At 65.9% G+C, this 24,528-nt stretch carries 21 protein-coding genes; 7 read left to right on the top strand and 14 right to left on the bottom strand.

From position 1 onward, the window contains the following. The 5 genes from BH95_RS07290 to BH95_RS07310 form a co-directional block, all read right to left on the bottom strand. On the bottom strand, window positions 1-959 hold a 959-nt coding region (locus BH95_RS07290; protein ID WP_037181919.1), incomplete at its 3' end, for a 3-isopropylmalate dehydrogenase. Window positions 960-1,000: 41 nt separating this feature from the next. Continuing rightward, window positions 1,001-2,596 carry a phosphoglycerate dehydrogenase gene (gene serA / locus BH95_RS07295; protein WP_037142620.1) on the bottom strand — a complete coding sequence of 532 codons (1,596 nt, stop codon included), beginning with the start codon at window positions 2,594-2,596 and terminating at the stop codon, window positions 1,001-1,003. A gap of 176 nt (window positions 2,597-2,772) precedes the next feature. Then, window positions 2,773-3,774: a ketol-acid reductoisomerase gene (ilvC, locus tag BH95_RS07300; protein ID WP_019664311.1), complete on the bottom strand. Its 1,002-nt coding sequence runs from the start codon at window positions 3,772-3,774 to the stop codon at window positions 2,773-2,775. A gap of 60 nt (window positions 3,775-3,834) precedes the next feature. Then, window positions 3,835-4,338 carry an acetolactate synthase small subunit gene (gene ilvN / locus BH95_RS07305; RefSeq protein WP_019664312.1) on the bottom strand — a complete coding sequence of 168 codons (504 nt, stop codon included), beginning with the start codon at window positions 4,336-4,338 and terminating at the stop codon, window positions 3,835-3,837. Next, on the bottom strand, window positions 4,335-6,287 hold the full coding sequence (locus BH95_RS07310) for an acetolactate synthase large subunit (RefSeq protein WP_019664313.1): 1,953 nt from the start codon (window positions 6,285-6,287) through the stop codon (window positions 4,335-4,337). Before BH95_RS07310 ends, ilvN begins: the two co-directional genes overlap by 4 nt. 259 nt (window positions 6,288-6,546) lie before the next feature. Between BH95_RS07310 and BH95_RS07315 the strand changes: the two genes are divergently transcribed. Both BH95_RS07315 and ilvD read left to right on the top strand, forming a co-directional pair. After that, the gene (locus BH95_RS07315; protein ID WP_026347654.1) at window positions 6,547-7,056 is read left to right on the top strand and encodes a PH domain-containing protein; all 510 of its coding nucleotides are present in this window, start codon (window positions 6,547-6,549) and stop codon (window positions 7,054-7,056) included. 55 nt (window positions 7,057-7,111) lie between these two features. Then, on the top strand, window positions 7,112-8,953 hold the full coding sequence (gene ilvD / locus BH95_RS07320; protein ID WP_037159764.1) for a dihydroxy-acid dehydratase: 1,842 nt from the start codon (window positions 7,112-7,114) through the stop codon (window positions 8,951-8,953). 53 nt (window positions 8,954-9,006) lie between these two features. Here the strand turns inward: ilvD and BH95_RS07325 are convergent, their stop codons facing one another. Then, window positions 9,007-9,879 (bottom strand): DoxX family protein, encoded by an 873-nt coding sequence (locus BH95_RS07325; RefSeq protein ID WP_019664316.1) that lies wholly within the window; start codon window positions 9,877-9,879, stop codon window positions 9,007-9,009. 78 nt (window positions 9,880-9,957) lie between these two features. Here BH95_RS07325 and BH95_RS07330 point away from each other — a divergent pair, with 78 nt between their 5' ends. Beyond that, window positions 9,958-11,100 (top strand): PQQ-dependent sugar dehydrogenase, encoded by a 1,143-nt coding sequence (locus BH95_RS07330; protein ID WP_037142623.1) that lies wholly within the window; start codon window positions 9,958-9,960, stop codon window positions 11,098-11,100. A gap of 60 nt (window positions 11,101-11,160) precedes the next feature. Here the strand turns inward: BH95_RS07330 and gatB are convergent, their stop codons facing one another. Further along, the gene (gene gatB, locus BH95_RS07335; RefSeq protein WP_020110342.1) at window positions 11,161-12,666 is read right to left on the bottom strand and encodes an Asp-tRNA(Asn)/Glu-tRNA(Gln) amidotransferase subunit GatB; all 1,506 of its coding nucleotides are present in this window, start codon (window positions 12,664-12,666) and stop codon (window positions 11,161-11,163) included. Window positions 12,667-12,760: 94 nt separating this feature from the next. Here gatB and BH95_RS07340 point away from each other — a divergent pair, with 94 nt between their 5' ends. Beyond that, window positions 12,761-13,225 (top strand): acyl-CoA thioesterase, encoded by a 465-nt coding sequence (locus tag BH95_RS07340; RefSeq protein ID WP_208601162.1) that lies wholly within the window; start codon window positions 12,761-12,763, stop codon window positions 13,223-13,225. 3 nt (window positions 13,226-13,228) lie between these two features. Here BH95_RS07340 and BH95_RS07345 read toward each other — a convergent pair whose 3' ends face one another. From BH95_RS07345 to BH95_RS07355, 3 genes are all read right to left on the bottom strand, one after another. After that, window positions 13,229-14,260 (bottom strand): ATP-dependent 6-phosphofructokinase, encoded by a 1,032-nt coding sequence (locus BH95_RS07345; RefSeq protein WP_026347655.1) that lies wholly within the window; start codon window positions 14,258-14,260, stop codon window positions 13,229-13,231. A gap of 75 nt (window positions 14,261-14,335) precedes the next feature. Continuing rightward, window positions 14,336-14,998, bottom strand: a complete 663-nt coding sequence (locus BH95_RS07350; RefSeq protein ID WP_037181495.1) for a response regulator — start codon at window positions 14,996-14,998, stop codon at window positions 14,336-14,338. Between the two features lie 114 nt (window positions 14,999-15,112). Beyond that, window positions 15,113-16,354, bottom strand: a complete 1,242-nt coding sequence (locus BH95_RS07355; RefSeq protein ID WP_037142627.1) for a sensor histidine kinase — start codon at window positions 16,352-16,354, stop codon at window positions 15,113-15,115. A gap of 167 nt (window positions 16,355-16,521) precedes the next feature. Here BH95_RS07355 and BH95_RS07360 point away from each other — a divergent pair, with 167 nt between their 5' ends. Then, on the top strand, window positions 16,522-17,163 hold the full coding sequence (locus BH95_RS07360; RefSeq protein ID WP_033189945.1) for a hypothetical protein: 642 nt from the start codon (window positions 16,522-16,524) through the stop codon (window positions 17,161-17,163). Next, window positions 17,160-18,521 (top strand): alpha/beta-hydrolase family protein, encoded by a 1,362-nt coding sequence (locus BH95_RS07365; RefSeq protein ID WP_037181498.1) that lies wholly within the window; start codon window positions 17,160-17,162, stop codon window positions 18,519-18,521. The genes BH95_RS07360 and BH95_RS07365 overlap by 4 nt, the downstream gene beginning before the upstream one ends. 2 nt (window positions 18,522-18,523) lie before the next feature. Here BH95_RS07365 and BH95_RS07370 read toward each other — a convergent pair whose 3' ends face one another. Genes BH95_RS07370 through gatC form a run of 3 tightly spaced genes read right to left on the bottom strand, consistent with a single transcriptional unit; the run spans window position 18,524 to window position 21,359 of the window. Then, window positions 18,524-19,585, bottom strand: coding sequence for an alpha/beta hydrolase (locus BH95_RS07370; protein WP_037181499.1), 1,062 nt, complete (start codon window positions 19,583-19,585; stop codon window positions 18,524-18,526). Window positions 19,586-19,590: 5 nt separating this feature from the next. Further along, entirely contained in the window at window positions 19,591-21,063 is a 1,473-nt protein-coding gene (gene gatA, locus BH95_RS07375; protein ID WP_020110347.1) for an Asp-tRNA(Asn)/Glu-tRNA(Gln) amidotransferase subunit GatA, read from the bottom strand. Then, window positions 21,060-21,359, bottom strand: a complete 300-nt coding sequence (gatC, locus tag BH95_RS07380) for an Asp-tRNA(Asn)/Glu-tRNA(Gln) amidotransferase subunit GatC (RefSeq protein WP_026347656.1) — start codon at window positions 21,357-21,359, stop codon at window positions 21,060-21,062. Before gatC ends, gatA begins: the two co-directional genes overlap by 4 nt. Window positions 21,360-21,661: 302 nt before the next feature. Between gatC and BH95_RS07385 the strand changes: the two genes are divergently transcribed. Then, window positions 21,662-22,312, top strand: a complete 651-nt coding sequence (locus BH95_RS07385; protein WP_019664328.1) for an amino acid-binding protein — start codon at window positions 21,662-21,664, stop codon at window positions 22,310-22,312. A gap of 1 nt (window position 22,313) precedes the next feature. Here BH95_RS07385 and ligA read toward each other — a convergent pair whose 3' ends face one another. Further along, window positions 22,314-24,500, bottom strand: a complete 2,187-nt coding sequence (gene ligA / locus BH95_RS07390) for an NAD-dependent DNA ligase LigA (protein ID WP_037181500.1) — start codon at window positions 24,498-24,500, stop codon at window positions 22,314-22,316. Window positions 24,501-24,528: the final 28 nt, after the last annotated feature.

The raw sequence follows: 24,528 nt of genomic DNA on the forward strand, positions 1-24,528 counted from the left end.
GAACCTCGGGAGGCGAGGTCGGCGGCGACGGCGGCTTCGACGCGCTCTGCATTTGCGGTGTCGCCGAGGTGTGCCAGCAGCAGGGATACCGACAGGATGGCTGCGGTCGGGTCGGCTTTGCCCTGTCCTGCGATGTCGGGCGCGCTGCCGTGGACCGGTTCGAACATCGACGGGTTGGTTCGCGTCGCGTCGATGTTTCCGCTGGCGGCCAGGCCGATGCCGCCGCTGACTGCAGCGGAGAGGTCCGTGACGATGTCACCGAAGAGGTTGTCGGTGACGATGACGTCGAACCGGCCCGGGTCGGTGACCAGGTGGATCATTGCAGCGTCGATGTGCTGGTAGGCGACCTCGACGTCCGGGAATTCCGTGGAGACTTCCTCGACCGTGCGTGCCCAGAGGCTGCCGGCGAACGTCAGCACGTTGGTCTTGTGCAGCAGCGTGAGGTGCTTCCTGCGTGCCACGGCACGCGCGAATCCGTCACGGACGACGCGTTCGACGCCGTAGCGGGTGTTGACGCTGACTTCGGTGGCCACCTCGTGCGGGGTGTTCACCCGGAGCGCCCCGCCGTTTCCGGTGTAGGGACCCTCGGTGCCTTCACGGACGACGACGACGTCGATGTCCTTGTTGCCCGCGAGCGGCCCGGTCACGCCGGGGTACAACTTTGCCGGACGCAGGTTGATGTGGTGATCGAGCTCGAACCGTGCACGAAGCAACAGTCCGCGCTCGAGCACGCCGCTGGGGACCGACGGATCTCCGATGGCGCCCAACAGGATTGCGTCGTGGCCTCGGATCTCGTCCAGCACGGAGTCCGGAAGAAGCTCGCCGGTCGCGTTGTAGCGGCGTGCACCGAGGTCGTACTCGGTCTTCTCGACTCCGGGGACGACGACGTCGAGCACCTGGAGTGCTTGGTCGACGACCTCGGGGCCGATTCCATCTCCGGCGATGACGGCGAGCTTCATGTACTCCTCGTTCTTGTCGAGCGATCAGGGGTGAGAGACGGTCAGGAAAGATCCACGAGTTCGATGGTCGACGCACCCACGGCCGATGCGATGCTCGAGCTGAGCTCGGACGGTACGTCCTTGTCGACGCGGAGCAGGATGGTCGCGCCGTCACCCTCGGAGTCCTGGCTCAGTGCTGCCGCCTGGATGTCGATTCCTGCGTCGCCGAGCAACGTGCCGATACGGCCCAGGCTGCCGGGCTGGTCGGTGTAGTTGACGATGAGGTTCTTGCCCTCGGCGCGAAGGTCGAAGTTGCGTCCGTTGATGTTGACGATCTTTTCGACCTGTGTGGTGCCGGTGAGCGTTCCTGCGACGTTGAGGACGGATCCGTCGCCGTAGACGGCGCGGATGTCGACGACGCTGCGGTGATTCTCGCTCTCGGGTGCCTTGGTGACCTCCGCGGTGACGCCGCGCTCCTCGGCGAGCGAGGGAGCGTTGACGAAGGTGACGGAGTCCTCGATCACGGCGGAGAACAGTCCACGCAGCGCCGAGAGCTTCAGGATCTCGACGTCCTCGGCAGCGAGTTCTCCGCGCACGTCGACGGACAGCGACGCGGGAAGTTCGTCGGACAGGGCGCCGAGCAGCACGCCCTGCTTGCGGACGATCTCGAGCCACGGCGAGACCTCTTCGCCGACGGCGCCGCCCTTGACGTTGACGGCGTCGGGGACGAATTCCCCTGCGAGAGCGAGCAGTACGGATTTGGCGACGTCGGTGCCGGCACGGTCCTGAGCCTCGGTGGTCGAGGCTCCGAGGTGCGGGGTCACCACGACCTGCGGGAGTTCGAACAGCGGGCTGTCCGTGCACGGTTCGGAGGCGTAGACGTCGATGCCTGCGGCGAAGACGTGGCCGCTGGTGATGGCGTCGGCCAAGGCCTGCTCGTCGACGAGTCCGCCGCGCGCTGCGTTGACGACGATGACACCGGGCTTGGTCTTCGCGAGAGCTTCCTTGCCGATGATTCCCTTGGTCTCGGGGGTCTTCGGCAGGTGCACGGAGAACATGTCGGCGCGGGTCAGCAGTTCGTCGAGGCTGACGAGCTCGATGCCGAGCTGCGCGGCACGAGCAGCGGAAACGTAGGGATCGTAGGCGATGATGTGGGTCTCGAACGCGGCGAGACGCTGCGCGAAGAGCTGACCGATACGGCCGAGTCCGACGACACCGACGGTCTTGCCGAAAATCTCGACGCCGTTGAACTTGCTGCGCTTCCACTCGTGCTGACGGAGGGTGGCGTCGGCCGCGGGAATCTGGCGGGCGGCGGACAGCAGCAGTGTGACGGCGTGCTCGGCGGCGGTGTGGATGTTGGACGTCGGTGCGTTGACGACGAGTACTCCGCGCTCGGTGGCTGCGGGTACGTCCACGTTGTCCAGGCCGACGCCTGCGCGAGCAACGATCTTCAGGTTGGTGCCGGCTGCGAGCACTTCCGCGTCGACCGTGGTCGCGGAGCGGACGAGAATCGCGTCGGCCTCGGGGACCGCGGCGAGCAGTGCCGGGCGGTCCGGGCCGTCGACCCAGCGAACCTCGACGCCGTCGCCGAGTGCCTCGACAGTGGACTGCGCAAGTTTGTCGGCGATCAGAACGACAGGACGGCCTGGCTGGCTCACGTGAAGAACTCCCTAGATAGGTCGAGGTGACGGTAGCGGTCGATCGGGTCTTGCGTGTGCGGTGCGGGACAAGTTTAGAGGCCGAGGGGAACCGAGTGGGGTTCACCCTCGTCGAACGAGTGAAGGGCACCCTCACGGATGCCCTTCACTCGGGTTACATCGGATTCGACGTCGGATCAGGCCGTCTCGGTGATCGGGCGGTCGACCCAGCTCATCAGGTCGCGCAGCTTCTTGCCGGTGACCTCGATGGGGTGCTCGGAGTTGGCCTTGCGCAGGCCTTCGAGCTCGGTGTTGCCGTTCTCGACGTTGGCGACGAGACGACGGGTGAACTCACCGGACTGAATATCGGCGAGGATGGCCTGCATCCGCTTCTTGGTGTCCGCGTCGATGACACGGGGCCCGGACAGGTAGCCACCGAACTCCGCGGTGTCCGACACCGAGTAGTTCATGCGCGCGATGCCGCCTTCGTAGATCAGGTCCACGATCAACTTCAGCTCGTGCAGCACCTCGAAGTACGCCATCTCCGGCGCATAGCCGGCCTCGACCATGACCTCGAAGCCCGTCTTGATCAGCTCTTCGGTACCGCCGCACAGCACAGCCTGCTCACCGAACAGGTCGGTCTCGGTCTCTTCCTTGAACGTGGTCTTGATGACGCCGGCGCGAGTGCCACCGATGCCCTTGGCCCACGACAGTGCCAGCGCCTGACCCTCGCCCTTCGGGTCCTGGTCGATCGCGATGAGCGCGGGAACACCCTTGCCGTCGACGAACTGACGACGCACGAGGTGGCCCGGCCCCTTGGGAGCGACCATGCCGACCGTGACGAACTCGGGAGCCGTGATCAGATCGAAGTGAATGTTCAGGCCGTGACCGAAGAACAGCGCGTCGCCGTCCTTCAGGTTCGGCTCGATCTCTTCCTTGAAGATCGACGCCTGCGCGGTGTCCGGTGCCAGCACCATGATCACGTCGGCCCACGCGGAGACCTCGGCGGGGGTGCCGACCTTCAGGCCCTGCTCCTCTGCCTTGGCGCGGGACTTCGATCCCTCTTTCAGGCCGATGCGGACGTCGACGCCCGAGTCGCGCAGGCTCAGCGAGTGCGCGTGGCCCTGGCTTCCGTATCCGATGACGGCGACCTTGCGGCCCTGGATGATCGACAGATCAGCATCGTCGTCGTAGAACATCTCGACTGCCACTGGTTAATACCTTTCCTCTTGTTTGAGCATGTTCATCACATGTGGTCGCTAACGCGACGCAGTGATCGATTTCGGTCCACGTCCGACGGCAACGACTCCCGACTGAACTATTTCTCGAATTCCATAGGGGTCCAACATCTTCAGCAGCGCATCCAGCTTGGAGCGCGTACCCGTGGCCTCGACCGTGACAGCCTCGGGTGACACGTCGATCACCTTGGCGCGGAAGAGGTTCACGGTCTCGATGACCTCGCTGCGCACGGTCGAGTCGGCGCGCACCTTGATGAGCACCAATTCGCGGGCAACCGACGAGTCGTCGTCCTGCTCGACGATCTTGATGACGTTGATCAACTTGTTCAGCTGCTTCGTCACCTGCTCGAGCGGGAACTCGTCGACGGTGACGACGATCGTCATTCGGGAGATCCCCGCGATCTCCGTGCCTCCGACCGCAAGTGAGGAGATGTTGAATCCGCGACGCGAGAAGAGTGCGGCGACGCGTGCCAGAACACCTGGCTTGTCCTCGACGAGGACGCTGAGGGTGTGGCTGGTACTCACTTGTCGGTGCCTTTCTCGTGCAGGGCGTTGCCATGTGCCTGCTCGCGTGCCATTGCCTCGTGGATGACGGCGGGTTCGGCCACCGAGGCCTCGTCCTCGTCGAACAGAGGTCGGATTCCGCGGGCGGCCATGATCTCGTCGTTACCGGTGCCTGCGGCGACCATGGGCCAGACCTGCGCGTCGGCGCCGACGATGAAGTCGATCACGACGGGACGGTCGTTGATCGCGCGAGCCTGTGCGATGACCGCGTCGACGTCTTCCTCACGCTCGCAGCGAATTCCGACGCAGCCCAGGGCCTCGGCCAGTTTCACGAAATCGGGGATGCGCTGGGCGCCGTGGGTTCCCAGATTGGTGTTGGAGTACCGCTCCTCGTAGAACAACGTCTGCCACTGACGGACCATGCCGAGGTTGCCGTTGTTGATGAGTGCGACCTTGATCGGGATTCCCTCGACCGCACAGGTGGCGAGTTCCTGGTTGGTCATCTGGAAGCAGCCGTCGCCGTCGATCGCCCACACCTCGGCGTCGGGAAGGCCCATCTTGGCGCCCATCGCCGCCGGAACGGCGTAGCCCATGGTGCCGAGTCCACCCGAGTTGAGCCACGTGCGCGGCTTCTCGTAGTTGATGAACTGCGCGGCCCACATCTGGTGCTGGCCGACGCCTGCGCAGTAGATCGCGTCGGGTCCGGCGAACTTGCCGACCGAGGAGATGACGAACTCCGGCGACATGCTTCCGTCGCTGGGGCGGTCGTAGCTCAGCGGGTACGTCTTGCGGATTCCGTCGAGGTACGCCCACCAGTCGCCGAGGTCGACGGTGGTGCCCGTGGCGCGATCGGCACGAAGCGCCTCGATCAACTCGACGATGACCTCTTTGCAGTCACCGACGATCGGCACATCGGCATAACGATTCTTGCCGATCTCGGCAGGATCGATGTCCGCGTGGATCACCTTCGCGTTCGGCGCGAACGACGAGAGCTGTCCGGTGACGCGGTCGTCGAACCGGGCGCCGAGCGTGATCAACAGATCGCTGCGCTGCAGGCCGGCCACAGCGGCGACGGTGCCGTGCATGCCCGGCATACCCAGATTGAGCTTGTGGGTGTCGGGGAACGCTCCGCGCGCCATCAACGTGGTGACGACGGGGATGCCGGTCAGTTCCGCGAGTTCGAGCAGTTCTGCCGACGCGTTGGCCTTGATGACACCGCCACCGACGTACAGAACGGGTTGCTTGGAGTCGGCGATGTACCGAGCTGCCTCACGAACCTGCTTGCCGTGCGGCTTGGTGACCGGACGGTATCCGGGCAACCGCATCTCCGGTGGCCACGAGAACGTGGTCTGTGCCTGCAGGATGTCCTTGGGGATGTCGACGAGGACCGCACCCGGACGGCCGGAGGACGCGATGTAGAACGCCTCGGCCATGATGCGTGGGATGTCGACGCCGTCGGTGATCAGGAAGTTGTGCTTGGTGACGGGCATCGTGATGCCGGAGATGTCGGCTTCCTGGAACCCGTCGGTGCCGATGAGACTTCTCGCGACCTGGCCGGTGATGGCGACAACGGGAACGGAATCCATCTGGGCGTCGGCGAGCGGTGTGACGAGGTTCGTCGCTCCTGGGCCGGAGGTCGCCATGCAGACGCCGACGCGGCCGGTGGCCTGCGCGTACCCGGTGGCTGCGTGCCCGGCGCCCTGTTCGTGACGAACGAGGACGTGGCGAACCTTCTTGGAGTCGAAGAGTGGGTCGTACACCGGAAGAACGGCTCCACCCGGAATGCCGAATACCGTGTCGACGTCGAGTTCCTCGAGTGCTCGGACGACGGACTGTGCGCCGGTCACCTTCTCGGGTGCGACGTGGCGACGCGATCCGTCGACGGCGCCGTTGATGTCCGGTGCCGACGAGCTGGCGTTTGCTCCCGACTTACGAGTCGAGGGCCCTGGGCGTGCGGTTGGTGCGCTCACTAGTGCTTCCTCAGGATGAAAGATGTAGCTGGGCGATCTCTGGGCAAGAAAAAACCCCCGTCAGCCGAGGCTGTACGAGGGTGGCGCGTCGATGCGAGTTGGTCGAGAACCGGCTCAGGCGTTGACGCGCCGGCCGATTACGAGTATCCAATTCCGCTTCACGCGCTCGACGGTAGGCGCGCGCATAGGGAAGAGTCAAACTCGTCACGACGCAATCCCATTATGTGAGATCGCGTAGGTGCAATGCGAAGATGAAGGGGTGTCGTCTTCGCAGCAGTCCGAACCACCGGATACATCATCCCATACGCCCGTTCCCGCGCCGCAGGTCATCCGTATCTCGCGCCTGTCGCTGGTAGGAGTCGGCATGCTGTTCATCGGCGTGGCCTTCCCCGCCGCCAGTTGGCCCGCAGCGTTCGGATGGCTCGTGCTGATCCCGATCATCGCTGCCGTGTGGGTGTTCCGCGTTCGTACCGTCGTCAGCTTCGACGGTCTCGCGATACGCAGATTGTTCGGCTCCGAGTTCGTCGCGTGGGAAAACGTGCGCGGCATTCACTTCCCGAACCGGCGATGGGCGCGCGTGGTCCTGACCGACAAGTCCGAGAAGTCGCTGCCGTTGGTTCGCTTCGACCGACTTCCGGTTCTCGCGGCGGCGAGCGGCGGGCGAATCACCGATCCCTATGCGGCCGCAGCCGAAGCCGACAGGACGGCAGAGGAGGATCGAACAGCGGACGCGGACCGAGAAGCCGAGCCAGGCGCCTCGACTTCCTGAGCCGGGAGTAACCTCGATCGGGCGAGAAACCGCTATTGATCGAGGAAGAGAAGCCATGCCGCCGCTACGGTCACGAGTTACCACTGTCGGACGCAACGCCGCGGGCGCACGCTCGCTCTGGCGCGCCACCGGAATGACGGATTCGGATTTCGGCAAACCGATCGTGGCAATTGCCAACTCCTACACGCAGTTCGTGCCCGGGCACGTGCACCTGAAGAACGTCGGCGAGATCGTCGCCGACGCCGTACGTGCCGCGGGCGGCGTACCGCGCGAGTTCCACACCATCGCCGTCGACGACGGTATCGCCATGGGGCACGGCGGCATGCTCTATTCGCTTCCGAGCCGCGAGATCATCGCCGACTCGGTCGAATACATGGCCAACGCACACACCGCCGACGCTCTCGTGTGCATCTCCAACTGCGACAAGATCACGCCGGGAATGCTCAATGCCGCGATGCGACTGAACATTCCGGCCGTGTTCGTCTCGGGTGGGCCGATGGAAGCAGGCAAAGCCGTCGTCGTCGGCGGCGTCGCGCAGGCACCGACGGACCTCATCACCGCGATCTCGGCCAGTGCGAACGACGCCGTGTCCGATGAAGGCCTGGACGAGGTCGAGCGCAGTGCGTGCCCGACGTGCGGTTCGTGCTCGGGCATGTTCACCGCCAACTCGATGAACTGCCTCACCGAGGCCCTCGGACTGGCACTGCCCGGCAACGGATCCACGCTCGCCACGCACAAAGCCCGGTACGCGCTGTTCGAGCGCGCAGGCACCACCATCGTCGAGGCCGCAACCAAGTACTACCGCGACGGTGACGAGTCCGTTCTGCCGCGCAACATCGCAACCCCTGCGGCGTTCCGCAACGCCATGGCACTCGATGTCGCGATGGGCGGGTCCACCAACACGGTGCTGCACACCCTCGCCGCGGCGCAGGAGGGCGAGGTCGACTTCGATCTCGACACCATCGACGCCATCAGCCGCAAGGTTCCGTGCCTGTCCAAGGTGTCCCCCAACTCCGATTACCACATGGAAGACGTGCATCGGGCAGGCGGAATCCCCGCGCTGCTGGGCGAACTCCGCCGCGCGAACCTGCTCGAGACCGACGTCTCCACCGTGCACACGAAGAGCTTCGACGAGTGGCTGGACACGTGGGACATTCGCTCCGGCACGGCGTCGGACGAGGCGTTGGAGCTGTTCCACGCGGCGCCGGGCGGCGTTCGGACCACCGAGCCGTTCTCCACCGAGAACAGGTGGTCCTCGCTCGACACCGATGCCGTCGGCGGCTGCATCCGCGACAAGGAACACGCGTACACCGTCGAAGGTGGTCTGGTCGTCCTGCGCGGAAACATCGCACTCGACGGGGCGATCCTGAAGACCGCGGGCATCGACGAGGAACTGTTCTCGTTCCAGGGCCCGGCACTGGTCGTCGAGTCTCAGGAAGAAGCGGTGTCGGCGATCCTGCAGAAGAAGATTCAGCCCGGTGACGTCCTCGTCGTCCGATACGAGGGCCCCAAGGGCGGACCTGGCATGCAGGAGATGCTGCACCCGACGGCGTTCCTCAAGGGAGCCGGACTCGGCAAGCTCTGTGCTCTCGTCACCGACGGACGCTTCTCCGGTGGCACGTCCGGACTGTCCATCGGCCACATCTCCCCCGAGGCGGCCGCGGGCGGAGTCATCGGACTGGTCGAGAACGGTGACCAGGTGCGTATCGACGTCGCCTCCCGCACCCTCGAGATCCTCGTCGACGACGCCACCCTGGAGACCCGTCGGGCCAAGATGGAGGCGTCGGAGCGGCCGTGGCAGCCGGTGGATCGTCAGCGCACGGTCACCACGGCACTGCGTGCCTACGCGGCACTGGCGACCTCCGCGGACAAGGGCGCGGTTCGGTACGTCCCCTGACCTCACGTGAGTGGAAATGTAGGTCCTGACCTACATTTCCACTCACCGCGGGATCAGGTCGCGATCGGGTTGGCTCCGTTGAGGAAGATCCACAGGCAGACCCCGGCGGCGATACCCAGGATCAGCGCGACGAAGGATCCGAAACGTGGACGCGTCGCCCACCCTCGCCGTCCGTCGAAGGCGATCTTTCCCGGCCCGGTGAGGATGATCGCCGCGGCGGCGACACCCAGTACCGTCTCGTACTCGACTCCTGTCGGCGCGAAGAACTGCAGCCCCGGCTCGGCGGCCTGCTTGAACAGCCACGCGTTGATGATGACGCTCAGCACCGCGGCGCCGGCGAACGGTGTCGCCAGACCGAGGATCAGCAGAGCGCCACCCGCGGTTTCACCGACGGCCCCGGCGATGGCCAGGATGTCCGCGCGGTCGTAACCGGTGTCTTCGAGCAGTGACCGGAACCCGTCGAGACCGGGTCCGTTCCACACACCGGTCAGTTTCTGCAGGCCGTGCACCAGGAAGATTCCGCCGACTACGAGACGCAGGAGAAGCAAGCCGAGATCCGTCGTACCGCGCCGGGCCGGAATTTCGACCGTCTCGGTGCGCACGACCGGTTCCGGCGCGTTCTGATCCGCCGCGAACCGATCCGAGGAGCCGGTGCCGTACCCCGCCGCGGCAGGGGTGGTCGGCAGGAATTCGGTGGGCTTGTCGGAGTAGGCGGTGCTGCTGTCGGGCGCGATCGGCTCGTCGAAACGTGAGGGACGAAACGACGAGGGGATCTGTTCGGTCGGGTACGCCCCGGATCCGCTCTTCCCGAAGTCCAATTCGTCCTCGGTCCGAGGCTGGAGTTTTTCGGTCGGCTGGTCGTATGGGCTCGACGCGGGCTCGTAGCCGGTGTCGGGCCGCTCTTCGTCGCGAGGCTTGTCGGTCACAGCTTCAACAGTAGAGCGAGTCGGTGCCGATTCAGCCGTATTGAGCCCGGGCGCGGCGCCTCGAGTAACGTTTCGTACATGAAGTTGGTGCGAGCGTCGTCCCGAACCGCAACTACCGTCGCCGTCCTGACGATGACCGTGGCCCTGGCGGCCGGATGTGCTCGGTTCGACGATTCCACGGCCAGCCCGTTCACCCCCGAACCGTCGTTCGGCGCCGCCGAGATCGATCCCGCGGATCCGGACGCCCCACCCACCTCGACGACGCCGAGCGGTCCGCAACCGCAGCCGGGTCCCTGCATCGATCTGGACCCGAACGTCATCGCGACGTGCCTCGACCCGACGGGTGGGCTCGTGATGCTTCCCGGTGGCGCCTCCGCATTGGTCGCCGAACGCCTCACCGGACGGATCATGCAGGTCACCCAGGGCCAGTCCCCCGTCGAGATCGCGCGCCTCGACGTCGACGCCGGCAGCGACGGGGGCCTGCTCGATCTCGCATTGTCGCCGAGCTTCGCCGAGGACGGTCTGATGTACGCGTACATCACGACTGCATCGGACAACAGAGTCGTGCGCATCGCGGCAGGCGACACACCCAAGAACGTGTTGACCGGGATCCCCCGAGGTGCTCAGGGGAACCGCGGCGCGTTGGATTTCCTCAACCCAGGTCAGCTGTTGGTGCTGACCGGTGACGCCGGAAACCCAGCATCCGCCGCCGATCCGGCGTCGCTCGCAGGCAAGCTTCTGCGGGTCGACTCGCTGGTCCCCGGCCAGAGCGGTCCACCCCCGCAGGTCGCCCTCAGTGGCATCGGAACCGCGGGAGACGTGTGCATCGATCCGTCGGGCGGAATCTGGGTCACCGACCGGACAGCAGTGGAGGATCGGCTCCAGCGCATCGATCCTCTCGGCGCGGTCGTGTCGCCGGTGTGGACGTGGCCGGATCGACCGGGCGTCGCCGGCTGCGGCGCAGGAGACGGGGCGGTTGCCATCTCCCTGACCGGCGCCAAGGCCATGGCCGTCCTCGTCACCGACCCCGACACGGGAGCAGTCACCGCGGCACCGTCGCTGCTCGTCCAGGACCGCTACGGCCGTCTCAACGGCGCTGCGATCGCACCCGACGGCCAGATCTGGGCGGGCACCGTGAACAAGAACGGTGATGCACCGGGCCCCAACGACGACCGCGTCGTCAAGATTCCGGTCCCGGCGGGCGGCGGCGGATTCGACTAGAGCCGAACGGCCCCGGCGGTGAGTACCGTACCGCGGGGGCCGTTCGATCACGTCCTTGAATCAGCTGCACGCAGCGAGGACCAGTTCCTTGACCCTGGCCGCGTCGGCCTGACCGCGAGTGGCCTTCATGACGGCGCCGACGATCGCGCCCGCGGCTTGAACTTTGCCGGCGCGAATCTTGTCGGCCACACCGGGATTGGCAGCGAGCGCCTCGTCGACTGCAGCCTGCAACTTGGTGTCGTCCTTCTCGACGACGAGCCCGCGTGCCGCCATGACCGCAGCAGGCTCACCTTCACCGGCGAGGACGCCGTCGACGATCTGACGCGCGCCGTTGTTGTTGACCTTGCCGTCGGCGACGAGGCCGGCCACCTCGGCCACCTGTGCAGGCGTGATCGCCAGAGCGTCCAGTTCGACGCCCGCGACGTTTGCCTTCTGAGCCAGGTAGGAGACCCACCACGAGCGCGCAGCCTGCGGCGTCGCACCGGCGTCGACCGTCGACGCGACCAGATCCAGCGCGCCGGAGTTCACGAGGTCGCGCATCTCCTCGTCGGAGACACCCCAGTCCGCTTGGATGCGCGCCCGGCGCAGCCACGGGAGCTCGGGGAGCGTCGCGCGGAGTTCCTCGATCCAGGCCGCGTCGGGAGCGACGGGCGCGAGGTCGGGCTCCGGGAAGTACCGGTAATCCTCGGCAGTTTCCTTCTTCCGGCCCTTCGACGTGGTGCCGTCGGACTCCTGGAAGTGCCGTGTCTCCTGCACCACCTCGCCGCCGGACTGCAGAACGGCCGCCTGCCTGCGCATCTCGTAACGCACGGCGACCTCGACGCTCTTGAGCGAGTTGACGTTCTTCGTCTCGGTGCGGGTACCGAACTCCGACGCCGACTTCTCCATCAGCGACACGTTCGCGTCGCAGCGCAACGAACCCTGGTCCATGCGAACGTCGGACACGTCGAGCGCTTTCAGCAGATCCCGCAACGCCGTCACGTAGGCGCGGGCGACCTCAGGGGCGCGTGCACCGGTGCCGGTGATGGGCTTGGTCACGATCTCCACCAGCGGAACACCGGCACGGTTGTAGTCGAGCAGCGAGTGGCTCGCGCCCTCGATCCGTCCGGTCGCGCCGCCGACGTGCGTCGACTTACCCGTGTCCTCCTCCATGTGCGCCCGTTCGATCTCGACGCGGAACGTACTTCCGTCGTCGAGCAGTACGTCGAGGTATCCCTCGGTGGCGATCGGTTCGTCGTATTGCGAGATCTGGTAGTTCTTCGGCTGGTCCGGGTAGAAGTAGTTCTTCCGCGCGAACCGGCCCCACGGGGTGATCGAGCAGTTCAGTGCGAGACCGATGCGGATGGCGGACTCGACGGCCGCGGAGTTCACCACCGGCAATGCACCGGGAAGGGACAGGCAGACCGGGCACACCTGCGTGTTCGGCTCGGCCCCGAACGCCGTCGGGCAGCCGCAGAACATCTTGGTGGCTGTGCCCAGCTCGACGTGGACCTCCATGCCCAGAACTGGGTCGAAACGGGCAAGCACGTCGTCGTAATCGATCAGATCGACCAAGGCAGCAGTCATGCACACGAGTTTATGCGCTGGCAAGAACGCGCGAGTAACCAGTGGTGCTCGCTACGGTTGGCCGGTGACGGACACCTCGAAGCAGACGCTGTACATGACCGTGCTGATGACACCCGACATGGCGAACTTCTCCGGCAACGTTCACGGCGGGACGATTCTGAAATTCCTGGACCAGGTGGCGTACGCCTGCGCGAGTCGGTACGCGCAGGCGTACGTCGTCACCCTGTCGGTGGACCGCGTGGTGTTCCGCGAACCGATCCATGTCGGCGAACTCGTGACCTTCTCCGCGTCGGTCAACTACACCGGACGTACATCGATGGAAGTCGGCATTCGCGTCGAGACCGAGAACATCCAGCGCGGCGAAACCCGTCACACGAACAGCTGCTACTTCACCATGGTCGCCGTCGACGACACGGGCACACCGCTCGAGCTTCCGCCGCTCGAACCGTCGACCGCTCTCGGACGGCAGCGCTTCGAGGCGGGCCGACGCCGCCGCGATCTTCGTCGCGACAACGAGCACCGCGAGTCGCAGATCCGACAGGAAGCCGGCCGCCTCTGAAGATCAGCCGAAGAACGCCGCCGCGTCGACGTAGCGGCTCTCCGGTACGCGCTTGAGTTGCTTGACCGCCTCGGCGAGCGACACCAAACCGATCTCGGCGCCGCGCAGGGACACCATCTGACCGAAGTCACCTGCATGCGCTGCGTCGGCTGCATTGACCCCGAATCGGGTGGCCAGCACCCGGTCGTACGGAGTCGGGGTTCCGCCGCGCTGAACATGCCCCAGCACCGTGGTTCGTACTTCCTTGTTGATGCGACGCTCGATCTCCTGGCCGAGCTGATGCGCCACCCCGGTGAACTTCACGTGACCGAACTCGTCGATGCCGCCGTCGCGCAACGCCATCGACCCTTCCCGCGGCTTCGCACCCTCGGCGACGACGCAGATGAAATGCGAGTCACCGCGCTGGAAGCGCTTGCGCACCAGATCGCAGACTTCCTCGACGTCGAACGGATGCTCGGGAATCAAGGTCATGTGCGAACCCGACGCCAGACCGGCATGCAACGCAATCCATCCCGCGTGCCTGCCCATCACTTCCACCAACATCACACGCTGATGTGACTCGGCGGTGCTGTGCAGCCGGTCGATCGCGTCGGTCGCGATGGTGAGTGCGGTGTCGAATCCGAACGTCACGTCCGTGCAGTCGATGTCGTTGTCGATCGTCTTCGGTACCCCGACGACGGGCACACCTTCCTCGGACAGCCAGTTGGCCGCCGTCAACGTTCCCTCGCCGCCGATGGGGATGAGGACGTCGATCCCGTTGTCCTCCAGCGTTTCCTTGATCCTGTCGAGACCGGCCCGGAGCACCTCCGGATTGGTGCGTGCCGTACCGAGGATCGTCCCGCCCTTGGTCAGCAGTCGATCGTTGCGATCGTCGTTGCGCAACTGAATCCGGCGGTTCTCCAGCAGACCACGCCACCCGTCCTGGAATCCGACGACGGTGGAGCCGTACCGCGCATCCGCCGTCCGAACCACCGCACGGATCACCGCATTGAGCCCGGGGCAATCACCGCCGCCCGTGAGAACTCCGATGCGCAATTTTTCGCCTCTCGTCGGTTCCATACTCACACCGTAATCCGGCTGGGCTATCTGGTCATTTCGCAGCGCCGCCGCTCACCCGGGTGTGACGACTCCGCTCTCGTACGCCAGCACCACTGCCTGGGCGCGGTCTCGGAGGTCGAGTTTGCCGAGCACTTTGCCCACATGGGTCTTGACGGTCTGCTCGGCGACGAACAGAGTTGCGGCGATCTCGGTGTTCGACAGGCCCTTGGCGATCAGCTCGAGCACTTCGCGTTCGCGCGGCGTGAGTACCGACAGCTGTGCCGGCGGCTGCTTGGCCGTGCCGCGACGTGTGGTGACGTCGGCGATCAACCGGCGTGTCACCGACGGCGCCAGCAACGCCTCACCCGAGGCGACGACGCGCACTCCCCGAATCAGTTCGTCGGCGGGTGCGTCCTTGAGCATGAACCCACTGGCTCCGATGGCCAGCGCCTCGTAGACGTAGTCGTCGATGTCGAACGTGGTGAGCATCAGGATGCGGACGGGAGGATCGAGCGACGCGCGGAGTATCGCGCGTGCGGCGTCGAGTCCGTTCATCTGCGGCATACGGACGTCCATGAGAACGACGTCGGGGCGTAGTCGCTTCACCTCGGTGACTGCGGTGGCTCCGTTGTCCGCGTCTCCCACGACGCTGATGTCCGGTTGAGCGGCGAGCAAGGCACCGAAACCCTGCCGCACCATTGCCTGATCGTCTGCGATGAACACGGTGATGGCCACGGATGACACCCTATGTCCTGACGTAGTCGGTGGGCCGGATCAGAATGGGGCCCGATCAGACTGGGGCCGATCAGACTGGGGCCGATCAGACTGGGGCCGATCAGACTGGGCCGATCAGGCGGCGGGCCCGGTGACGGGAAGCGCGGACGCCCCGGGAGGAACCGTCTCCGCTTTTCCCGGAAGCCGAGCGATGACCTCGAATCCGCCGTCGGATCGTGGGCGGGCGTCGAGCCAACCGGACACTCCGACCGCGCGATCGCGCATCCCGGTGATGCCATGACCTCCCGTGCCGCTGCTTCCGTCGCTCGCGCCGGCGCCGTTCGAGTCGACGGCCCGATCGTTGATCACTTCGAGGTAGGTGACGTCCGGTGCGTAGTGGAGTCGTACTCGAACCTCGCTACCGGGAGCGTGCCGAGAGGCATTGGACAACGATTCCTGCACGATCCGATACAGAGCGAGCCCTGTGGTCGCCGACACCGCGTCGGCACCGCCGAGGATCTGCCAGCTGAGCCGAACCCCTGCGCGCTGGGTGTTCTCGAGCAGCGTCGTGATGTCTCCTGCCCCGGGCGCAGGCGCGTCGTCGGCCACCACTCCGTCACTGCGCAGAACCCCGAGCATTCCGCGGATCTCGTTCAGCGCCTCCCGTGCAGTTGCCCCGATCGATTCGAATTCCGCAGCCGCCGAGGGCGATACGTCGTCGACTCGGTACGGAGCGCTCTGCGCCTGCACCACCACCAACGACATATGGTGGGCAACCACGTCGTGAAGATCGCGTGCGATCTTGGCCTTCTCCTCGAGAATCGTTCTGCGCGCACGTTCGAGCTCGCTGACCTCCTCCTGCTTGGCCAGTTGCCGCCGCGACAGGACCAGCCAGCGAATCAGCAGGCCGAACACCACGATCGCGGTCAGTCCGACACCCCACCCTATTCCGTCGTTGCCCGGTGCATATCCGAGAAACAGCAGGACGGTCGCAACCCAGGTGACCGCCACGACCGGTAGTGCGCACCGAAGACTGACGGAAAGTACGAGCGCGAGAAGCACGAGGAGGTGTGTCACCTGCCACGGAAAGTCGTACCCCGGCAAGCGATCGAACGCAACCGGGATCACTACGGCCGAGCCGGCCGAGACAGCCCATCCGAGAGCGGGATTCGCACGGACGAGCACGAAGGGAAACACGGCGAGAGCAGACACGATCGGCATGATCGGAACCGGCACGTCGTGGGTGACGTGCAACGTCGGCCACGCGATGGAGTACAGAATCGCGGTCACCGCGAGGATGGTGACGTCGACGCCGCGTCCTGGCGGAACCAGCCGTCGAAATCGTGTCGCCTTCTCGGTCCTACTGAATATGCCCACGAGAAGAACAGTAGGAACTCGCGAGCGAAAAGTCATCGTACCGAGGGGTGAGATCGACCTACCCCCGCGGTAGCACTTCGCGCAGCCGTCACGCACCACGACGGCACGTCGAAACGGCACTTCGGGACGATTACCGATTCGGTGTTCGATTCCTAGCGTTCGTAGCCATGACAGCGAGAGCGAAGTACGTCGTCGGCACCGTGGTGGTCGGAACCATGCTGGGCATCGGAGTCGGCACGGCGATGCCGGTCGCCGACGCAGACATCTCGGCACCTCGCCGGACCGCGGCGACCGTCGCCATCGAGGCCCTGGTCGACGACGACGCAACGGCCGCCATCGGTGCGATACCGATCGGCTTCGAGAACGAGTACTACCGCCCCACGCTCGAGGACGGGAGGGCAGTGGCACCGGACGGGGACTGCTCGTCGCCCGTCCCACTACCCACAGACTTCGAATCCGCCTGCAAAGCACACGATCTGGGGTACGACCTGCTGCGGTTCGGCGCGGCGCACGGCGCGCCTGCATCCCCCGACGCCCGTACACGCCTCGACGCCGCGTTGAGCACGTCGATGGACGACGCCTGCGACGGCAGACTCGGAACCTGGTCCCGCGCGAGCTGTTTCGTGATGAGCGATATCGCAAGCACTGCAGTCGACTTCAACTCCTGGCGCCAGAACTACCGATCGCCGGCGCCGGAGCCCGCCCTGCCTTTCCTGATCACCGGTGGCGTCCTGACGACGGCCGCCGCCGCCGCGACGACCGTCGCCGGTGCCGTTCTGCGCCGTCGTAGCCCGGAGGTACTCGCATGACGTTCGTACTCACGCCCACGACAACGACCCCGCAGGCACCGACGAACCTGCATGCTGTTCCCGCGGTTCCTCGGGTGAGCACGTCGCTGCTTCTTGCACTGTCCGTCGCGGCATCCCTGTCGCCGTCGTTGCTGCCCCGAGCGTCTCTGGTCCAGGCGGTGGTGACCGGCTTGTTCGCCGCGGCAGCATTGGTCGTCTCCGCGGTAGCGCACCGGATCACGTCCCGGGTGCACCGGACCTGTCCGCGACCGCGAGCTCGCCGCGTAGCCCTCGGCCTGGCACTGCTCACCGTCGGTGCGGTCGGGATCGCCGACGCGCAGTGGCAGAACGGAGTGCGCGAGTCCTGGGGAGTCCCTCGTGTGGGTCCGATGTACTGGATCGAAGTCGTCTGCGGTTCGGTCTCGGTCTGTGCTCTTCTGGTCGTCATCGGAATCGGCTCGGCCCGCGGAGCGGGCAAACTCGGGGCGATGCGACTGCTGGCAACGACAGCCGTCGCGGCCGTTGCGGTATCGGTCTTCGGATTCGACTGGGCACGTGAGTCTTTCGCACAGCGGTATGCGCAGGCGGACCTCGTATCGAGCACAGTTCAGGAGCACGCGGTCGACCCCGTCGGTGGTGTCTCGGTCGGGGTGCAGGGTCAGCGGTTCCTCGCGGGAGGCGAGGGCAGCACGGCCGTGCGCACGTACGTCGGGCTGCGTGCCGCTCCGACGTACGGCGAACGCGCAGAATTGGCTGCGGACGAACTGGAGCGGTCCGGCGGTCTGGCCAAGGCGCACGTCGTGATCGCCGTGCCCACCGGATCGGGATGGGTCGACGAGAACGCGGTCCGGGGGTTCGACGAACGATTCGGTGGTGACGTCGCGACAGTCGCTCTGCAGTACTCGGACCAACCGAGCTGGGCGACGTTCCTGTTCGCGGAGGACGCTGCGATCGAATCCACCCGAGCCCTGCGTGTGGCCGTGGAAGCGAAGCTGGCTGCGCTCGACGAGGACCGCAGACCGAAGCTGCACATCTACGGCCAGAGCCTCGGCTCGGTGGCAGGGAGCGCTGCGCTGCAGCCGGATTCGTCGGCGGTCTGCAGCACACTGTGGGCCGGTCCCCCGGCGAACAAGGTGGATACCGGACAAGGCGTCGTTCTGGCGAACACATCCGATCCGGTGGTGTGGTGGTCGAGCGAGCTGATCTTCTCACCACCGGATCTGACGAAGGCACGAGTCGACGCACCGGTGCCACAGTGGATTCCGTTGGTCTCCTTTGCACAGACGTCGGTGGATCTGCTCTTCGCGCTCGATGCGCCTGCGGGCCACGGCCATCGGTACGGGGAGGATCAGGGAACAGGCCTTCTCGATTGTGGGTAGATCTACAGTCCCATTCGGGTCCCGAGCCAGTCCATTTCACGTTCCAGGGCCGGTGCCCACACATCCATGGAATGGCCGCCGGGAAGTTCGGAATACTGGACGGACAGCCCGTCCGCGGCGGCAGCGGCGAACAGTTCGCGAGTCTGAGGCTCGAACTCCGTGTCCTCGGAGCCGACGACGAACGCGCCGGAGGAGTTCGGAAACGTCTTCTCGCGCAGCAGAGTCAGCGGAGTCCACTGGTCGAAACGTCGAGTCGACTCGGCGCTACCGTCTCCGAACGCAGCGGTGATCGAGTCCTCGCGCGTGCCTCGGCGGGGTTCGTCCTCACCGGAGATGTCCAGAAACGTCGGGTAGATCCCCGGGGCGGTCAGAGCCGTTTGCACGGCGCAGGTGCCGCCGTAGGAGTAACCGCCGATTGCCCACGCGCTCGGATCCGTGTCCACCCGCATCGTGTGCCGTATCCATGCGGGCACGTCCACCGACAGATACGTGGAGACGTTGCCCAGACGCGAGTCCATGCACATCGGGTTGGGAGTGGGCTCGCCCCATTCGTCGACGGAGCCCATGGGGTCGGACTCGCCCAGCGCGTCGGCCACCACCACGACGGGCGCACGGCCGTCGTGGGACGCTGCGTAGGTATCCATCGTGTCGGCCAGGTGTCCGCCGTCGATCCAGTCGACGACATGACCCGGTTGGCCGGTCAGCAGGACGAGCACCGGCGGAACCGCGTCGCCGGGAGTTCCGTAGAACGGAGGGGTGTAGATCGCAGCCGGACGTGCATGAAACCCGGAGGTCTCACCCGGAATCACCGCGCCCGTCACGGTGCCCCTGGGCGGATGCCCGAGTGCTGCCGCGAGCGTGGGCGTATGCCAGATCTGAGTGTTCAGCGCAGCGAGTACGCCGCAGACGAGTGCTGCGGACAACGGGATCAGCATCACACGTCGCCGCAACAGAATCCACCCCAGCGTGCACACCAGCGCCAGGACCAGAGCGGGCAGAATCACGGTGTCGATTCGAAGGTGCACGACACCCAGGGCGGCGTCGTGCACCGAACGAATCGTCACGTGGGTCAGCGCAGCGCGCCGCGCGCAGTCTCGTAGGCCGCGCCGATGCGGTACAGCCTGTCGTCGGCGAACGCCGGTGCCATGATCTGCAAACCGACGGGCAGTCCGTCCTCGGAGGCGAGACCCGACGGCACCGACATCGCGCAGTGACCGGCGAGGTTCGTCGGCAACGTGCAGAGGTCGTTGAGGTACATGGCAATCGGGTCGTCGACCTTGTCCCCCAGAGGGAACGCCGTCGTCGGAGTGGTCGGCGACACCAGCACGTCGACCTTCTCGTACGCGTTGTCGAAATCGCGAGCGATCAGAGTCCGCACCTTCAGCGCCTGACCGTAGTACTCGTCGTAGTACCCGGCGGACAGCGCGTAGGTGCCGATCATGATGCGGCGCTTCACTTCCGCGCCGAACCCTTCTGCGCGCGTGATCGCCATGACCTGCTCGGCACTGTGCTTACCGTCGTCGCCCGCACGAGCTCCGTAGCGCATGCCGTCGAACCGGGCGAGGTTGGAGGACACCTCCGAAGGGAGGATCAGGTAGTACGCCGCGAGCGCGTGAACGAAGTTGGGGCACGAGACCTCGACGACCTCCGCACCGAGCGACGTCAACGTCGCCACGGCGGCATCGAACGAGGAGATGACCCCGCTCTGATAGCTGTCGGAGTGCAGTTCCTTGACCACACCCACACGCACACCCTTCAGGTCGCCGCCCGCTCCTTCGCGGGCGGCGGCCACCACGGACGCCACCGAGGTGTCGACGGACGTCGAATCACGGGGGTCGTGACCGGCGATGACCTCGTGCAGAAGCGCGGTGTCCAACACCGTGCGCCCGCAGGGCCCGCCCTGGTCGAGCGACGACGCACACGCGATCAGGCCGTACCTGGACACCGTGCCGTAGGTGGGCTTGGTGCCGACGGTGCCCGTCAACGCTGCAGGCTGGCGAATGGATCCACCGGTGTCGGTTCCGATCGCCAGCGGAGCCTGATGCGACGCCAGCGCGGCAGCACTGCCGCCGCCGGATCCACCGGGAATGCGTGTGGTGTCCCACGGGTTCTTGGTCGGACCGTACGCGGAGTTCTCCGTGGACGAACCCATCGCGAACTCGTCCATGTTCGTCTTGCCGAGCAGCGGAATTCCCGCCGACCGAAGTTTCGAGGTGACCGCCGCGTCGTACGGGGAGATCCAGCCCTCGAGCATCTTCGACGCACACGTCGTCGGCATGTCCGTGGTGGTGAACACGTCCTTCAGCGCCAGCGGCACACCGGCAAGTGCCGACGCCGGGGCCTCTCCCGCACCGATGGCCTCGTCGACCTCCTTGGCGGCAACCAATGCGGCGGCGCCCGACACGTGCAGGAACGCGTGGATGTCCCCGTCGACCTTGTCGATGCGGTCCAGATGAGCCTGAGTGACCTCGACGGCCGATACCTCGCGCGCGTGAATCTTCGACGCCAGGTCGGACGCGTCGAGCGTGGTCAGGTCGGTCATTCGCTCTCTCCCAGAATCTGCGGCACTGCGAATCGATCTTCTTCGGCGTTGGGAGCCTCGGCCAGAGCCTGCTCGGGCGTCAGGCCAGGGACGATCACGTCCGGGCGCGTGACATTGGTGATCGCACTCGGATTGGCCGTCGGCGTCACATCGTCCGCAGCCACCTCGGCCACTGCCTTCACATGGTGAAGAATCGAATCCAGCTGGCCGGCGAACTCGTCCAACTCGGCTTCGCTGAGCGCAAGCCGAGACAGCCGGGCGAGGTGAGCCACCTCGTCGCGGGAGATATCAGGCACCGCGTAGACCCCTTTCACACATATGACGACGCACCGCGAAAAACACGCGGCCGCCGTCAACCTTATCGGGGCCCTCGTCGCTGCCTCCACTCCCGGTTGGCTGGGTCATTCCTGCAGGCTCCACTCCCGGTTGGCTGGGTCATTCCTGCAGGCTCCACTCCCGGCTAACTCGGTCCCACCCAGATGTCGCGAAGGTCACGGCCGGTGCGGCAGTTGCGCCCCGAGAGGCCGACAGTGCGAGGATGGCTCGCGGTGTTTCACCCACGAAGTTCTGTCATCTCTCGTAAGCGAAAGGGCGCGACATGTCCTACCTGCTCCGCGTTCAGCTCCCCGACCGACCGGGCAGCCTCGGCTCGCTCGCCGTCGCGCTGGGTTCTGTCGGTGCGGACATTCTGTCGCTCGACGTCATCGAACGCGGCGACGGTTACGCCGTCGACGACCTCGTCGTGGACGTACCGCCCGGCGCCCTGCCCGACACGCTGATCACCGCCGCCGAGAATCTGACCGACGTTCGGGTCGACTCCATCCGGCCGTACACCGGTGTGCTCGACACCCATCGTGAACTGGAGTTGATCGACCGGGTGGCCGCGGCGACCGACGACAGGCTGCAGGTGCTGGTCGATGGAGCACCGCGGGTACTGCGGGTCGGCTGGAGCGTCGTGGTAGCGACAGGTCCGCACGGGGCCTACCGCGTCGTGGGCAGCTCGGGTGCACCGGAGACACACGCAACAGACATGCCGTGGATGCCGTTGGCACACCCGGCTTCCCTCGACGGTGACGCCGAGTGGGTGCCGCAGGTATGGCGCGACATGGACACGAAGATCGCCGCGGCGCCGCTCGGCGCCTCCGGGACGGTCTTGATGCTCGGGCGCCCGGGAGGACCGGACTTCCGTCCCTCCGAGGTCGCGCGGCTCGGCTACCTCGCAGGTATCGTCGCCACCGTTCTCGGCTGAGCTATGCGTCCTCCCCCGCGTCGTCCGCGGCATCGTCAGCTTCCGCCTCGGCATCAGGATCCGGCTCCCGCACTGCATCGGGGCCTTCGGTGAGAAGTACGGTGAATCCGGCCTCGTCCAGCACCGGTACGCCGAGCTCGACGGCCTTGTCGTGCTTGCTGCCCGGCGACTCGCCGACGACGACGAATGCGGTCTTCTTCGAGACCGAACTCGCGGCTTTGCCTCCGCGCACCAGAATGGCTTCCTTCGCCTGATCACGGGAGTAGTTCTCCAGCGATCCGGTGACGACGATCGACATGCCCTCCAGGTTTCGGACGATGGACTCGTCGCGCTCGTCCTCCATCCGCACACCCGCCGCACGCCATTTCTCGACGATCGTGCGGTGCCACGGCACTCTGAACCACTCGGATACGGCCGTGGCGATGGTCCCGCCGACTCCGTCGACAGCAGCGAGTTCCTCGTGCGACGCGTTCTCGATGCGCTCGAGACTGCCGAACTCGCCGGCGAGCGCGCGGCCCGCGGACGGTCCGACGTGGCGGATGGACAGGCTCACCAGCACGCGCCACAGAGGGCGGTCCTTCGCCTTGTCCAGGTTGGCCAACAATCGTTTTCCGTTGGCGGACAACGCCCCGGCCTTGGTGCGGAAGATGCCGGTCTCGAGCAGGTCGTCCTCGGTCAGCGAGAAGATATCGCCCTCGTTCTCGATCACCCCGGCTTTCAGGAGGTCGGTCGCGGCCTCGTAGCCGAGCCCTTCGATGTCGAACCTGCCTCGTTCTGCAACGAAGAACATACGTTCACGGAGTTGCCCCGGGCAGAACTCGGAGTTGGGGCACCGAAGGTCGGCGTCTCCCTCCTTCGCCGGTGCAAGCGTGGTTCCGCACTCGGGACACTCGGTCGGCATGACGAACTCGGTCTCGTCGCCGGTGCGGGCGTCGACGACAGGCCCGAGAACCTCCGGAATGACCTCGCCTGCCTTCCGAATGGTCACGGTGTCCCCGATCAGGACACCCTTGCGTTTGACCTCGGAGCCGTTGTGCAGCGTTGCCAGGGAAACGGTGGAACCGGCCACCAACACGGGCTCCATGTAGGCGAACGGGGTGACGCGTCCGGTGCGGCCGACACTCACCCGGATGTCGAGAAGCTTGGTGGTCACTTCCTCCGGCGGGTACTTGTAGGCGATTGCCCAGCGCGGCGCGCGCGAGGTGGTCCCGAGCCGACGATGCAGACTCATCTCGTCGACCTTGACGACGAGGCCGTCGATCTCGTGCTCGACGTCGTGCCGGTGTGTGTCCCAGTAGGCCACCTTCTTCACGACGGCATCGATTCCCTCCACACGCGTCGTGTGGGACGACACCGGAAGCCCCCATGCCTTCAGCGCCTCGTAGGCATGCATCTGAGTGTCCGGAGCGAACCCCTCCATGCGGCCGAAGCCGTGGCAGATCATGCCGAGTCTGCGTTTGGACGTGACCGCCGGGTTCTTCTGACGCAGCGAACCTGCCGCCGAGTTACGTGGGTTCGCGAAGGGCGGTTTGCCTTCCTCCACGAGCGAGGCGTTGAGTGCCTGGAAATCCTCCAGCCGGAAGAACACCTCGCCGCGCACCTCGAGGAGGGTCGGAATCGGGTGATCTTCGCTGGCAGTCAGTGTCTCCGGAATGTCGGAGATGGTGCGGGCGTTCAGCGTCACGTCCTCGCCGGTTCTACCGTCACCGCGAGTGGCACCGCGGACGAGCTTTCCGTTCTCGTAGACCAAGTTGAGTGCCACGCCGTCGATCTTGACCTCGCACAGGTAGTGCAGGCCTGCGGAGCGATCACCCACTTCGGTCTCGACACGCTTGGCCCATGCCCGCAGTTCGTCGTGATCGAAGACGTTGTCCAGACTCAGCATTCGCTCGAGGTGGTCGACCGCGGTGAACTCCGTCGCGAACCCGCCACCGACCAACTGGGTCGGCGAATCCGCCACGCGCAATTCGGGATGGCGCTCCTCGAGCTCGGTCAGCTCACGCAGCAACGCGTCGAACTCACCGTCCGAAACGATCGGCGAATCCCGGACGTAGTAGCGAAACTGATGACCCCGTACGTCCTCGGCAAGCTGCTGCCACCGCTCCTTGTCCTCACTGGAGGCCGGAGTGCCCGTCGCCCGATCGTCGGCGTTCTCGGTCGCGGCAGTCGGTGCAGTCGATTCGTCCACACTCGAACATTAACGGACCCCACCGACA

It is taken from the genome of Rhodococcoides fascians A44A (assembly GCF_000760735.1).
Lineage (GTDB): Bacteria > Actinomycetota > Actinomycetes > Mycobacteriales > Mycobacteriaceae > Rhodococcoides > Rhodococcoides fascians_E.